Here is a 13,557-nt window from a genome sequence, read left to right as displayed (position 1 = left end):
CCCAATCCGCGCCCCGGCGCCAACGCCCGCGTCAGCGGTGCGGCAACTGCACCACGGTGACCCAGAAGTCGTCGATCTGCCGGACCACCTCGACGAACTTCTCGAAGTCGACCGGCTTGGTGACGTAGGCGTTGGCGTGCAGGTCGTAGCTGCGCAGGATGTCCTCCTCCGCCTCCGACGTCGTCAGCACGACCACCGGGATGGTCCGCAGCGCCGGGTCCTGCTTGATCTCGCCGAGGACCTCGCGCCCGTCCTTGCGGGGCAGGTTGAGGTCGAGCAGGATCAGCCCCGGCCGCGGCGCGTCGGCGAACGGGCCCTCGCGGTGCAGGAAGCGAAGCGCTTCGACGCCGTCGCTCGCGACGTGCAGGGCGTTGCGGATCTTGTGGTGCTCGAACGCTTCCTGGGTCATCAACACGTCGCCGGGGTCGTCCTCGACGAGCAGGATGTCGATCGGGGGCAGGGCCTCGGTCATGCGTCCTCGTTTTCCTCGGCGCCGCGCTCGAGCCGCGCGGGCAGGGTGAAGCGGAAAGTGGCACCGTCGGCACCGGCCTCGGTGTCGAGCCAGATCCGGCCACCGTGGTACTCGACGATCCGGCGGCACATGGCCAGCCCGATGCCCGTGCCCGGGTAGGCGCTGCGGGAGTGCAGCCGCTGGAACAGCGCGAAGACCCGGTCGGCGTACTCGGCTTCGATGCCGATCCCGTTGTCCCGCACCGCGAACACCCAGTCGTCGCCGTCGCGGTCCGCGGTGACGCGCACCTCCGGCGGCACCTCGCCGTGGAACTTCAGCGCGTTGCCGATGAGGTTCTGGAAGACGGCCGTCAGCAGCACCGGCTCGACACGGACGTCGGGCAGGTCGTCGTAGGTCACCTTGCCGCGGTTGAGCGAGAGGGCGACTTCGAGGTTCGCGAGCGCGCCGTCGACCAGCTCGCCCGCGGGGACCACGACGTGCTCCCCCGGCTTCCGGCCGACGCGGGAGAACGACAGGAGGTCGTTGATCAGGCCCTGCATACGCTTGGCGCCGTCGACGGCGTACTCGATGTACTGCTCGCCGCGCTCGTCGAGCAGGCCCGCGTACCGCCGTTGCAGCAGCTGGCAGAAGCTGGCCACCTTCCTCAGCGGCTCCTGAAGGTCGTGCGAAGCGACGTACGCGAACTGCTCCAGGTCGGCGTTGGACCTCTCCAGCTCGTGCGTCCGCCGGTCCAGGAGCGCGTGCGCCCGCTCCAGCTCGGCCACCTCGTCGAGGATCCGCTGCCGCATGGCCTCGACGTCGCTGCCGAGCTGAACGAGCTCGATCGGCCCGTCACCGCGGACCGGGCGGTGGATGTCCTGGTCGGCGACGTGCCGGACCTCGCCGGCCAGCCGCAGGATGGGCCGCGTGATGACGCGCCGCAGCCCCAGGAACAGCAGGACGAACAACAGCACGATGAGCACGGCGACGGCGATGAGCATCGCGGTCAGGAAGTTCGCCGCGCTGTCGAGGTCGGCGCGGCCCTCGCCGCGCAGCGTCGTGAGGTGGGCGGCCTGGGCGTCGAGGGCGCCGCGCACGGCGTCGAACTGGGTCCGGCTGCGGTCGGCCTGCGCCGGGGTGACCGCGGGCGCGGCCGGGGTGATGGTGGGCGCGATCGTCGCCTGCCAGGCCGACGCGGCCCGCAGCACGCGGTCGAGGTCGTCGCCGATCTGCGTGCCCGGCGTGGCCCCGAGCTGCCGCAGCTGGCTGACGGCGTCGGCCTGCGAGCGGACGCCGTCGGTGTAGGGCGTGAGGAAGTCCGGCTGCCGGCCGAGCTGGTAGCCGCGGACGCCGGTCTCCTGGTTCAGCATGGCCGTCGACAGCTGGATGGCGGCGAGCCGCTGGGAGCCGATGACGTCGAGCAGGCGGTTCCGGGCGTCGGTGAGGTTGCTCAACGCGATCCCGCCGCCGGCCAGGGCCGCGAGCAGCAGCACGGCCTCGGTCATGGCGAGCAGGGTCAGCCAGCGGCGGATCGGCCAGCCGCGCACGGTCCCGGTCATCGGCCGGTCTCCCCAGGGATGTGGTTCAGCAGGGCGAGGGCGACGTCGTCGTCCAGCGGGCCGGAGTTGAGGCGTTCGGCGCGGGCGATCAGTTCGTCGAGGAGGGCGCGGCCGTGGAGGCCGTCCTGGTGGCGGATGTCGAGCACGAGCTCGGCCATCCGCTCGTGGCCGAGCCGTTCGGACCCGGCGCCGACGCGGCCTTCGAACACGCCGTCGGTGTAGAGCAGCAGTGACCAGCCGGGGTCCAGCGGCACGTCGAGGGCCTCCCATTTCGTGCCCTCGACGACGCCGAGCGGGACGCCGAGGCGTTCGCCGGAGAGCAGGTGCCCGTCGCCGGGGGTGAGCAGCAGCGGCGGCAGGTGCCCCGCCAGCGACAGGCGCAGGGATCTTCGGTCCGGCGCGACGACGACCATGCAGACCGTCGCGAACAGCGGCTCGATCCGCTCGTGCACCAGGACCCGCTCGACCATGCTCAGCACGTCGGGCATCGGCAGGCCGGCCATCACCAGCGAGCGCCACGCGATCCGCAGCGCGACGCCGAGCGCGGCCTCGTCCGGGCCGTGGCCGCAGACGTCGCCGATGATCATGTTGAGACTGCCGTCGGTGAGCTCGATGGCGTCGTAGAAATCGCCGCCGAGCAGGGAGCCGTTGCGGCCAGGCCGGTAGCGGGAGGCCAGTTCGAGGTGCGGGTCGCGCAGCAGCGGGCTGGGCAGCAGGCCGCGCTCGAGCCGCGCGTTCTCGCGGGCGAGCAGCTGCTGCTGGAGGAACTGCTGCTCGACCTGCTCGGCGCGCTTGCGTTCGCGGGCGAAGCGCAGGGCCTTCACCAGCAGCGGCCCGTCGACCTGGTCCTTGACGAGGTAGTCCTGGGCGCCGGCGGCGACCGCGGCGACGCCGGTGGCCTGGTCGTGCTGGCCGGTCAGCACGACGACCGCGACGCCGGGCGCGTGCTGGGCCAGGCGGGTGAGCCCGCCGAGCCCCATCGCGTCGGGCAGCTGGAGGTCGAGCAGGACGCAGTCGGCGGTCAACGGCGCGGCCAGGGCGGCGGACAGGGTCTCGACGCGTTCGAGCGCGACCGGCACGGAGGTGTCGGCGAGCATCTCGTCGACCAGCAGCGCGTCGCCGTCGTCGTCCTCGATCAGCAGCACGCGCAAGCGGGTGCGGGGATCCCACGATGAGTCGGCGGTCACCGGATTCTCCCGTTCAGCGGCACCTTGCAGGCGATCACCCTAGCGGCACCGGGCGCGGCCGCCTACGACCACACGGCCCCGCCGGGGGTAGCGATTTATAGCACCCCGGTGTTCCGCCGCGTGCATAACGGTTCGGGTCGCGGCGGTCCCGTTACCTGGGTTTCCGCGCCTACGCTGCCGTTATGTCCGAGCCGCCCGTACCGGTCCGGCGCGCGGCCTTCGCGTGGTGGGGAGCGACGGCGTGCTGGTTCCTCGGTTCGCTGCTCGGCCGGCTGCTGGGCGGGCACGCCACACCGGGCGCCGGCGTCGGTGGGACCGGGGAGCGCGACGCGTTGCTGGCGACGACGTTGCCGACGCCGGTCGCGGTGCTCGCGTTCGTGATCGCGGCCGGGCTGTGGGCGCCGCTGGTGTACGGCGTGTTCCGCGGTGCCGGGTGGGCGCGCGTCGTGCTCGCGATCGCCGGCGCGCTGGGCATCCTCGACGTCGTGCTGCAGCTGTTCGCGCTCTTCGCCGCGTCCGCCCGCGATGCCGGCGACCTGGTGCGGGGCCTGGCGTTCCTGCTCGTGCTGGGCCTGTCGATGGCCGGGTTCACGCTGATGTTCCGCGCGGACGCCAATCCGTACTTCAAGCGCCGCGGCTGAGCAGGGAGCGGTAGAACGTCCGGTGCGCTGCCGCGGCCGCCGGCCACGTGTACCGCTGCGCCAGCGCGCGGCCCGGCGCCGGGTCGACCCCCGCCATCGCGGCCCGCAGCTCCCGGGCGAAGCCGGGCGGGTCGACGGCGAAGCGGGCCACCTCGCCGAAGACTTCGCGCAGCACGGGCAGGTCCCGCGTCACCACCGGCACCCCGGCGGCCAGCGCCTCCATCGCGGCCAGCCCGAAACCTTCCTTGGTCGACGGGAAGGCGAACACCGCGGCCGACGCCATCAGCGACGGCAGCTCGTCGTGCGCGACCGGGCCCAGCACCTCCGGCTCGACGCCCAGTTCGGCGGCGCGTTTCTCCCAGCGGGTGCGGTACTCGCGGTAGTCGAAGAGCGTCTCGCCGCCGGCGATGACCAGGCGGACGTCCGGTTCGGCCAGCAGCGCGTACGCCTCCAGCAGGTCCAGCGAACCCTTGCGCGGCTCGATTCCGCCCACCGCCAAGACATAACGTCCTCGATCGGTATCCGGTCGGGCGTTGGCGAACCGGTCGTAGTCGACGCCGTTGGGGATCACGGTCGCCTCGATGCCCCAGCCGTCGCGCACCTCGGCGGCCACGGACCCGGACACGCAGACGTGCGCGTACGGCCGGATGATCGCGCGTTCGTGGCAGGCCGCCAGCTCCGGCGTCGTGAAGGTGTCGAGGTGGTGGATCGTCCGGACGCAAGCGTCGACGGCGTTCGCGCTGATGCAATCCTGCGCGTGCACGACGTCGTACGCGTCCGGCGTGAACGCCGCGCGCAGCACCGCGATCGAGCGCAGGATCCGCGCGCCGACACTCTCGCCGGGGACGTCCGGGAAGGGCACGATCGACAATCGGACAGCGGGATCGACCGGCCGGAAGAACCCCGCGTCACCGCCGCGGCCGAGCGTCCACACCGTGACGTCCTCGCCGAGCGCCGCGAGGGCCTCGCCCAGCGCGAGCGTGTGCACGACGCCGCCGCGGGGTTTGGTCGAGTAGCTCAGCAGGGCAATGCGCATCAGGCCTCCCGGTAGACCTCGGGTTTCCGTTCCCCCAGGTGGTGCAGCACACGGCGGGCGTTCGCGAGTTCTTGTTCGACGTCGAGTTCGGCGACCGCGATCCCCGCCTTGGACCAGGTCCGGGCGAGGATCTCGCCGCCCGGCCCGACGACCTTGGCCTGACCGAGGAACCGCATGCCGCCCATCGCGCCGGTCTGGTTGGACGACACGAGCACGACCTGGTTCTCCGCGGCCCGCGCCTGGTCGTAGAGGTCGAACAGCCGCGACTGCCGGTCCTGCGCCATCCGCGGCGCGCGGTTGGTGATGCTGGTCGGCCACGCGCTCAGGCAGGCGACGATGTCCGCGCCGTCGACCGCCAGCGAGCGGGCCGACTCGGGGAACGTCTTGTCGTAGTCGATCAGCATGCCGACCCGCCCGACCGGCGTGTCGAACGCGGCGAACTCGGCGCCCGGTTCGTACGCGATGCTCTCCCCCGGCGGCTGGTGGACCTTGCGGTGCCGGCCGAGCACGCCGTCACCCGTGACGCACACCGCGGAGTTGTAGCGCCGCGGCCCGTCGGCTTCGCAGTAACCAACGCACACGACCATCTCCGCGGCGAGCGACTGGATCGTCTTCAGTTCCGGACAGTCGGGGTCGAGGGCCGGCGGGAGCGCTTCCGGGTCCGGATGGCGCAGGTCGGCGAGGTAACCGCCGAGGGCCGCGTCCGGCAGCACCAGCAGCGCGGCGCCGGCCGAGCGCGCGTGGTCGATCAGCGTCGCGATGCGCTGCAGGTCGAAGTCGAGGTCGCGGCCGAAGTGCGCGGCGACGGCGGCGATCCGGATCTGCCCCATTCACGGGACACTAACGGGGTAGGCGTCCGGGCGTCTGTCCGCCAGGTGCCCCATCGACCGGCGCGCCGTGGCCAGCGCGGCCTGGACGTCGATCTCGGCGATCGCCATCCCTTCGGCGACGCCGGTGTCGGCGACGATCTCGCCGCCCGGGTCGACGATCTTCGCCCCGGCCACGAACCGCAGGTCGCCGAAGGTGCCGGACTGGTTGGCCGAGACCCAGACGATCTGGTTCTCCAGCGCGCGGGCCCGGTCGAACAGGTCGAACCGCCGTTTCCAGCGGTCCTGCGCGAGGTCGGCCGCCGCGTTGGTGCGGCTGCCGGGCCAGGCGCTCATGCAGACGACGACCTCGGCGCCGTCCAGCGCGAGCGCCCGCGCGGATTCGGGAAAAGCCTTGTCGTAACAGATCATCATGCCCAGGCGCCCGACCGGCGTGTCGAACGCCGCGAACCCGCGGCCGGCGCCGTAGCTGGCGTTTTCGGCCAGCGGCTGGTGGACCTTGCGGTGGTTCCCGAGGACGCCGTCGCCGGTCACGCAGACGGCCGAGTTGTAGCGGCGGCCGCCGGCGAGTTCGCAGTACCCCGCCGTGACGACGAGGTCGCCGGCCAGCGCGGCCAGCCGCTGCACCTCCGGACCGTCGACGGCCAGCGCGGGCGGGCCTTCGGCGCCGCCGTCGAGGTTGGCGAGGTAGCCGCCGAGGGCCGCTTCCGGCAGCGCCAGCAGCCGCACGCCCTCGGCCTTCGCCTCGCCGATCAGCTTCTCGATGCGCGCGAAGTCGCCTTCGAGGTCGCGGTCGAACGGCGCGGCGACCGCGGCCATCCTGAGTGTCGTCATGAGTTCCCCAATCCGGTGACGCCGCCGTCGATGGCGGGCGTCCGTTCGCCGTCGGGCCAGCGCAGCGTGACGCCGGTGCCCGCGACCAGTTCGCCGCAGTCCGCGGTGACCGCCGGCCCCGCGGGCGCGGGCGTGCCGGTGGTGAGCATCGCGAAGCCGGGGAAGCAGGTCAGCCAGTCCCCTGTGGACGCTCCGCGCGGCCGTGGCACCTTGTCGACGTCCAGGACCGCGCCGCAGCCGGACGCTTCGGCGAGCATGCCGAGGGTGCCCGCGATGCCGGCCATCGAGACGTCCTTGGCCGCCGCCGGGCGCGCCTTCGCGACCGAGCCGAGCAGTTCGCGCAGCTCGGGCGTGCGGCGGAAGCTCGTCGAATCCCATTGACGTCCGGTGTAGCCGGGCCGCCAGCCGCCGGCGAGATCCGCGGTGAGCCAGACACGCTCACCCGGCTTGCCGCCGCCCCCGGGCACCGGATCGGTGGTGCGGCCCAGCGCCGTGACCGACAGCGAAGCCGGGACGCCGAACTGGGTGTGCCCGCCGAGCACCGGGACGCCGTACGCCTCGCTCGCCTTCCGCAGTCCACCGAGGACTCGCGCGGCGAAGGACGCGTCACGCGCACCCAGCGCGTCGAGCAAGCCGGTCGGTGTCGCGCCCATCGCGGCGAGGTCGTTGAGGTTGACCAGGACCGAGCACCAGCCCGCCCATTCCGGGTCGCGCTCGACCATCGACGGGATGATCGCGTCGCAGGCCGCGACGACGTCGGTGCCCGGCAGCGGGACGCCGTCATCGCCGACAAAGCCGGGTATGCCGGTCATTCCCTGCAGCAACGGGCCGAGCGCGGCCTTGGTCGAGCGGGCCAGCGCGGCGATCCGGCCGATCGGCCAGCGCATCAGCACGTGGTCATGGCCGGCGACGGTCACCGGCCGTACCCGCTGCCAGCCGAGCCGGGTGAACAGCCGCTCGGTGCGCGTCTGCACGGTCGCCTCGAACCGCAGCGCCCCTTCGGCTTCGGCCCGCGCGCAGGCCGCGCGGACCAGCGCGGAGCCGATCCCGGCCGGTGAGCCGGGCGCGACGACCAAGCGGCCGCCCTGCCACCAGCCGAGGTCCGGACCGTCGGTCGCCGGGCCGAGACGGACGCCGCCGAGTACTTCGCCCGCCGCGTCCCTCGCGACCAGGAACAGGGTGCGCGGGTCGGTGTCGTGGTCGTCGAGGTCGTGCCCGGCGAAGAGTCCTTGCCGCGCCACGAACGCCTCGTGACGCAACGTGCGGTACGCGGTCAGTCCACTGTGGTCGGCTTCGGCGATGGAGAACGCCGGACGCGCCGCGACACTGCGGACGTCACCCAGCAACGCGAGGATGTCGTGGTCCACGTCAGCCTCCCGCCGCGTTGAGCAGGCCGCACGCGCCGCAGGCGGCACAGCCCGCACCCTGGTCGGCGCCAGTCATCCCGGCCGCCCGCAGCAGCGCGGCGATGCGGCCGGTGACGTCGGCGACCAGCGCGGGTGAAGGCGCGGTCGCGCCGTCGCGCCGGGCCAACGTCCCGGCCATCGGCCGCATCGGCACGGCGAACGGGTAGACGCCCATGTCGATGAGCCGCCCGGCCCCCTCCACCAGGGAGTCCGGGTCCTCGCCGAGGCCGATCAGCAGGTACGTCGAGACGCGGTTGCGGCCGAAGACGCGGACCGCCTCCGCCCACGCGGCTTCGTACTCCGCCATCGGCACCGTCGACTTGCCCGGCATCCAGCGCCGCCGGACGTCGTCGTCCAGCGACTCGACGTGGATGCCGATCGACGTCGCCCCGGCGTCGCGCAGTTCGGTGAGGACGCCGAGGTCGCCCGGCGGCTCGATCTGCACCTGGATCGGCAGGCCCGGCACGGCGCCGAGCACCGCGCGGACGCAGCGCACGAGGTGCCGGGCGCCGCGGTCCGGCCCGGACGTCGTGCCGGTCGTCATCACCATCTGCCGGACGCCGTCGAGCCGCACCGCTGCCTCGGCGACTTCCGCGAGCTGCTGCGGCGTCTTCGCGGCCACCGTGGACCCCGCTCGCAATGACTCCTCGATGGTGCAGAACCGGCAGCGCTGGTCCTCCGTGTACCGGATGCACGTCTGGACGACCGTTGTCGCGAGGACGTCCTTTCCATGCAGCAGGGCGATCTTGCGGTACGGCACACCATCCGCCGTGGACAGGTCGTAGAACCGCGGCCGGCCCACCGGGGCGACACTCAGGCCGAGGTCGATCGTCTCGCGGAAGATGCGGCCGTCCCGGACCACGTACGGGCTCTCGGGGTTCAGCGGCAGCGTGGCGTTGGCACCGTCGACCACCAGGTGGCCGTCGTCGCTCGGCCCGGCGCCCTTGCTGCGCTGTACGGGTGCGTCCATTCGCACCCCGCGGACGGCGATGTCGGCGCGGGTGTCCAGGTCCTCTTCGATACCAACGCGCACTACCGCTCCCTAGAACATGTAGGTGGAGTTGATGATCGCGCCCTTGCGCGCGTAGTGGATCAGCGCGTCCTGGACGTCCAGCGGGTGCGTCGGGATGACGCCCTCGATGAGGTCCTCCTCGCGGGCGCCGTGCAGCGACAGGCCGAAGCGGCAGCAGTAGGCCTTGCCGCCCTCGCCGATGAACGTCTTGAGCTGGTCGTTGATGTTCAGCTCGCCGGGGAACGCAGCGTTGCCGGTGGTCGGGAAGCCGCGCGTGGCCAGGCAGTTCAGCGAACCCGGGCCGTAGAAGTAGATCGCGGCTTCGAAGCCCTTCCGCAGCGCGCGCGTCGCCTGCAGGATCGCCACGAAGCTCACCGACGACTCGTGCGCGATGCCGTGGACCAGGGTGAAGTAGCTCTGGCCGGGTTCGGCCTGGTAGTCCGGGAAGACCTTGGTCCCGCCGTACAGGTTGGAGCCCTGCGGCAGCGACGGGTGCGGGATCTCGTCGAGGCTGGTCTTTTCGGTGTCGGTCAGCTCTGCCATCGGTCTATTTCCCTTTCTTCGGTCCGTACAGCACGTCGAACGTGCCGCGGAAAACCAGGTCGGCGAGCTCGCCGTCGCCGGCCGCGGCGGCCAGCTTGGCGAGTTCGCCCTCGTGATCGCCCCACGGTTCGTCGGAGGCGAACAGCACGCGGTCGTGGCCGAGGCCCCGGCGTGAGATCTCCTCGACGAGCCAGCGCGGCGTGAAGCCGATCGCCCAGGACAGGTCCGTGTAGACCTGTTTCCCGGCGGCGATCCAGTCGAAGAAGCGGCCGCCGACGAGCTTGATGTGCCCGCTCATCCCGCCGCCGAAGTGGACGAGGTGCAGCTTGACGTCGCCGGCGTAGGCGTCGACGAGCTTGCCGACCTCGTCGATGTCCGACGCCGCGCCCGGCGAGGTGTGGACGTGCACGACGAGGTCGTTTTCCCGTGCGGTGGCGAAGATCTTGTCGAGCTGCGGCTTGCACGTGGGGTCGGATGCCTTGCCGCCCAGCAGGAAGCTGAGCTTGAGCGCCCGCACGCCGTCCTCGCCCGCCAGCTTCAACGCGTCGTCGGTCCGGACGGCGTCTTCGGCTCGCGGCGAAACCCACAGCGCGGCGCTGATCCGGTCGTCCTTGCCCGCCGCCTCGACGCAGAGCTCGTTGAAGGAGAATGCGATCGCCGGGTCCGGGACGCCGTAGTTCGGGATCACCAGCGCGCGTTCGGTGCCTTCACGGTCCAGGTCGGCCAGCAGGTCGCCGATCGTCGCACGGCTGCCGATCGCCGGGGCGACCGGCGGCCCGCCGTAGAACGGGAACGGCGGGAGCACGCCCAGGTGGCGGTGGGCGTCGTTGGTCCAGCGCTTCATGCGACCGTCCTCGGTGCGACCCAGTCGTCGTCGGCCGGGTAGGTGCTGACCGGCGTGCCCGACAGCCAGCGGACGTCGCCGCGGCCGCCTCCGGTGATCCGCCTCGCGAGGTATTCCGCGTCCGCCGCCACGCCGCAGAACCGGCCGGAGCCCCAGGTGTGCTGCCAGGGCAGGCCGAGGAAGTACAGGCCGGGGCAGCTGGTGACGCCGCGGTGGTGCGTCGGGTAGCCCTTGCCGTCGAACACCGGGACGTCGATCCAGCGGTGGTCGCGGCCGAAGCCGGTGCTCCAGACGACGGCGGAAAGCGCTTCCGCGTCGAGGGACTTCCGGCTGTCCTGTGGCTCCCAGACTGGCTTGTAGCGGTCCTCCCTCGGCGCAGCTACCCCGCGTTTCGCGATGTAGGCGTCGATGGAGTCCTTGATTCCTTCGGAGACTGCGTCCGCCGCGTCGAGGTTGCGGCGCAGGTCGTCGGCGAACGTCAGCTGTCCACTTCGGACGCTGCTGAGCCGGCCGTAGAGCCGCATGCCCTGGGCGGCGAACGCGCGCAGGTCGATGTCGTGGCCGCCGTCGCGTCCGGTGACGTAGTGGTTGGCGCGGAACCGCACGGCGTCCGCGTCGGCGAACTCGTCGATTCCGCGGGCGTAGTAGCCCATTTCGTCGAGCCAGGCCACGACGTCCCGGCCGCGGTAGCGCCGGGCGACGCGCGGCGCGGACCCGACGGCGAGGTGCACGCGGCGTCCGGCGAGGTGCAGGTCTTCGGCGATCTGGCAGCCGGACTGCCCGGTGCCGACGACCAGGACGTCGCCGTCGGGCAGCTGGTCCGGGTTGCGGTACTCGGCCGAGTGCAGCTGGACGACGTGCTCCGGCAGCCGCTCGGCCAGCCGTGGCTTCAACGGCACCTGGTACGGACCGGTGGCCAGCACGACGTGGTCGGCGGTCAGCTCGCCGGCCGACGTCGTCAGCCGGAACCCGCCGCCGGGAAGCGGCCGCAGCCGCTTCGCTTCGACGCCCTCGCGCAGCGGGACGTCGAAGGCCTTCACGTACGACTCGAGGTAGGTGACGATCTCGTCCCGGACCATGAAACCGTCCGGATCATCACCCGGGTAGGGGAAACCGGGGAGCCGGCACTGCCAATTCGGCGTGACCAGGCAGAAACTGTCCCAGCGGCGGGTCCGCCATTCGTGCCCCGCGCGCTCGCGTTCGAGCACGAGGTGCCCGACTCCGGCGGAGGTCAGGCAGTGGGACATCGAGAGTCCCGCCTGGCCGCCGCCGACCACGATCACCGGCCGGTGCAGGCCGTCGAGCTCGAAGTTCATGCCGATCAGTGCAACGGCGAACCATTTCCGGACGGTTTCATCCGGAACATCGGCGCGTTACCAGAACGCCGTTGAGTAACGCTTCGTCCCGCGCCCGGTTAACACTCAGGCGGCCGCGATACGTTGCGGCGCAGGGAATCGTGGAGGTTGACCGGCTGGCGGCGCGGCTCAGATCCTGCGGTGGTCGGGCCGCGCCTCCGGCCTTCGGACGGCGGCGGCGCGAGGTTCCTCCGAGCCGATGATCGCGGCGCAGACCAGCGGCCGGGGCGGCCGTGCCGCGTCACCGGTCGTCGGGCAGCAGCGCCGACGAGCCAACGGGCGCGGCGCGGGCAAACGACTGGTCGCCATGCCGCGTCACCGATCTTCGGCAGCGCCGCGAGGTTCCGGTGAGGCGATGATCGCGGCGCGGATCAGCGACCGGGGCGGCCGTGGCCGTGCTGCCACGAGCTGATCGCCGAGCTCACCATGTCGCGCCACTGGTCCTCGGGCGGTGGCGGCGTCGACGACGTCGCCACCGGGTTCGCGGGCTTGCGCCCCGCGACGGGCCGGCTCGTCGTCTTGACGGGGGTGTCCTGCAGCCCGGCCGTGAGCGGCGGCGGTTCGGCCGAGGCGCTGAACGTCGTGACGGCCTCGCTGGAGGTCGCGGGCGGCGGTGGCGCGGCGGCCCCCGGCGGCGGCACGGCCGTCCCACCGACCTCGTGCGGCTGGAACAGCACCACGGCGGCCAGCCCGAGCGCGACGGCCGCGACCGCCCCGATGACGAACGGCTGCGTGCGCCGCGGCCGCTCGTCCGGCGGGGCGTCGAGCGGGCGGTCGTCAGCGATGTCTTCGGCCGCCAGCTCGGCGTCGAGGATCGCGAGCGGGTCGGGTCTGGGCTCTTCGGGTTCGGCGGCAAGCTCCTCGGCGAGCTTCGCGTCGAGTTCACCGCGGATCATCAGCGGCTTCGTCTGCGAGAGGTTCACCAGTTCGGCGACCGAGGGGAGTTCGCCCTCACCGCCCGTGCGTGCCATCGAAGGACCTCCACCTGCCGGCGTCACCTGGCCGCGTACGGGGGTCACCCTACTGGGCGACTACAGGGCGGAGTCCACCGTGTGCCGTCAGCTCCACCAGTGCGCGTCACCGACGCTGGTGAAGCCCAGGGAGTCGTAGAGCGGCTTGCCCGCCCGGGCGGCGGTCAGCGTCACGGGCAGGCCGTCGAACTGCCGCAGCACGGCGTGCATCAGCGTCCGCCCGACGCCCTTCGAGCGGTGCTCCGGCATCGTCGTGACCCAGTACGCGCCGCCGACGCCGCCGTGGGCCATGGTCAGGCAGGCACCCGCGTCGCCGAGGGTGAAGAAGGCCGGACCGTCCTGCTCCAGCAGCGACGGCGGGAAGACGTCATCGGCCCGGAAGTGCTCCAGCGGGAAGCCGTCCACAACGATGCGCCCGGCCCGGACCAGGTCGTCGCCGGTCTCGACACGGCGGACACCGACGGGCGCGGGCGCGGGCGCCGGTTCGCGCACCATCACCGGCAGGGAGCGCGCGGTCATGCCGATGGCCGTGAGGTCGAGCGTGCCGAAAGGATCCTCGACGACCAGGGCGCGGCCGCCGTCCTGGTACGTCTTCGCGGCCGGCGCCGGGTCTTCCCCCGGATCCGTGGTGGTCAGCATGATCCGCACGCCGGCCGGGCCGTCGATCGCCACGAAGCCGTCGTGCTCCCGGACGTCGTGGCCACGAGCCCGGCCGAGGACGGTCCACATCGCGACGGCGTTGTCGCAGGCCTGCTGCAGACGCTTGGTCATGCCGGGCAGCCTAAGACGGGATTGGCCCGGCCCACAGAGCCAATTCGAGGGTCTCGGACCGGGCCACTGCCGGCCGGCGCCGAAGCAGACAGACCAGATCCACCTGACTACGTCGGGCGA

Annotated in this window: 14 protein-coding genes; 1 reads left to right on the top strand and 13 read right to left on the bottom strand. The window is 72.3% G+C overall.

Features of this window, described 5'->3' with window-relative positions; all coding sequences use genetic code 11:
- Positions 1-31 precede the first annotated feature (31 nt).
- The 3 genes from OG570_RS20510 to OG570_RS20500 are packed head-to-tail and all read right to left on the bottom strand — an operon-like array spanning position 32 to position 3,197.
- A complete protein-coding gene (locus tag OG570_RS20510; protein ID WP_247056788.1) occupies positions 32-472 on the bottom strand; it encodes a response regulator in 441 nt (146 codons plus the stop codon).
- A complete protein-coding gene (locus OG570_RS20505) occupies positions 469-2,010 on the bottom strand; it encodes a sensor histidine kinase (RefSeq protein WP_326958441.1) in 1,542 nt (513 codons plus the stop codon). Before OG570_RS20505 ends, OG570_RS20510 begins: the two co-directional genes overlap by 4 nt.
- Complete coding sequence (locus OG570_RS20500; protein ID WP_326958439.1) at positions 2,007-3,197, bottom strand: PP2C family protein-serine/threonine phosphatase; 1,191 nt, start codon at positions 3,195-3,197, stop codon at positions 2,007-2,009. Before OG570_RS20500 ends, OG570_RS20505 begins: the two co-directional genes overlap by 4 nt.
- A 182-nt stretch (positions 3,198-3,379) precedes the next feature.
- On the opposite strand from OG570_RS20500, the gene OG570_RS20495 reads away from it, so the two are divergent.
- Positions 3,380-3,838 (top strand): hypothetical protein, encoded by a 459-nt coding sequence (locus OG570_RS20495; protein ID WP_326958437.1) that lies wholly within the window; start codon positions 3,380-3,382, stop codon positions 3,836-3,838.
- On the opposite strand, the gene OG570_RS20490 is transcribed toward OG570_RS20495, so the two are convergent.
- The 10 genes from OG570_RS20490 to OG570_RS20445 form a co-directional block, all read right to left on the bottom strand.
- Positions 3,822-4,874 carry an MSMEG_0565 family glycosyltransferase gene (locus OG570_RS20490; RefSeq protein ID WP_326958435.1) on the bottom strand — a complete coding sequence of 351 codons (1,053 nt, stop codon included), beginning with the start codon at positions 4,872-4,874 and terminating at the stop codon, positions 3,822-3,824. The genes OG570_RS20495 and OG570_RS20490 overlap by 17 nt on opposite strands.
- Positions 4,874-5,704 (bottom strand): carbon-nitrogen hydrolase family protein, encoded by an 831-nt coding sequence (locus tag OG570_RS20485; protein ID WP_247056799.1) that lies wholly within the window; start codon positions 5,702-5,704, stop codon positions 4,874-4,876. The genes OG570_RS20490 and OG570_RS20485 overlap by 1 nt, the downstream gene beginning before the upstream one ends.
- Positions 5,705-6,535: a carbon-nitrogen hydrolase family protein gene (locus tag OG570_RS20480; protein WP_326958433.1), complete on the bottom strand. Its 831-nt coding sequence runs from the start codon at positions 6,533-6,535 to the stop codon at positions 5,705-5,707.
- Positions 6,532-7,902, bottom strand: coding sequence for an MSMEG_0567/sll0787 family protein (locus tag OG570_RS20475; protein ID WP_326958431.1), 1,371 nt, complete (start codon positions 7,900-7,902; stop codon positions 6,532-6,534). The genes OG570_RS20480 and OG570_RS20475 overlap by 4 nt, the downstream gene beginning before the upstream one ends.
- A gap of 1 nt (position 7,903) precedes the next feature.
- Positions 7,904-8,974 carry an MSMEG_0568 family radical SAM protein gene (locus tag OG570_RS20470; RefSeq protein WP_326958429.1) on the bottom strand — a complete coding sequence of 357 codons (1,071 nt, stop codon included), beginning with the start codon at positions 8,972-8,974 and terminating at the stop codon, positions 7,904-7,906.
- A gap of 9 nt (positions 8,975-8,983) precedes the next feature.
- Complete coding sequence (locus OG570_RS20465; RefSeq protein WP_326958427.1) at positions 8,984-9,496, bottom strand: MSMEG_0572/Sll0783 family nitrogen starvation response protein; 513 nt, start codon at positions 9,494-9,496, stop codon at positions 8,984-8,986.
- A gap of 4 nt (positions 9,497-9,500) precedes the next feature.
- On the bottom strand, positions 9,501-10,340 hold the full coding sequence (locus tag OG570_RS20460; protein WP_326958425.1) for an amidohydrolase family protein: 840 nt from the start codon (positions 10,338-10,340) through the stop codon (positions 9,501-9,503).
- Positions 10,337-11,656: an MSMEG_0569 family flavin-dependent oxidoreductase gene (locus tag OG570_RS20455; protein ID WP_326958423.1), complete on the bottom strand. Its 1,320-nt coding sequence runs from the start codon at positions 11,654-11,656 to the stop codon at positions 10,337-10,339. Before OG570_RS20455 ends, OG570_RS20460 begins: the two co-directional genes overlap by 4 nt.
- A 410-nt stretch (positions 11,657-12,066) precedes the next feature.
- Positions 12,067-12,666 (bottom strand): hypothetical protein, encoded by a 600-nt coding sequence (locus OG570_RS20450; protein ID WP_326958421.1) that lies wholly within the window; start codon positions 12,664-12,666, stop codon positions 12,067-12,069.
- 87 nt (positions 12,667-12,753) lie between these two features.
- Positions 12,754-13,437, bottom strand: coding sequence for a GNAT family N-acetyltransferase (locus OG570_RS20445; protein ID WP_326943999.1), 684 nt, complete (start codon positions 13,435-13,437; stop codon positions 12,754-12,756).
- Positions 13,438-13,557: the final 120 nt, after the last annotated feature.

The sequence above is a fragment of the Amycolatopsis sp. NBC_01286 genome, assembly GCF_035982555.1.
In the GTDB taxonomy this organism is placed as follows: Bacteria; Actinomycetota; Actinomycetes; order Mycobacteriales; family Pseudonocardiaceae; genus Amycolatopsis.
This window is presented reverse-complemented; position numbering and strand designations above follow the sequence as displayed.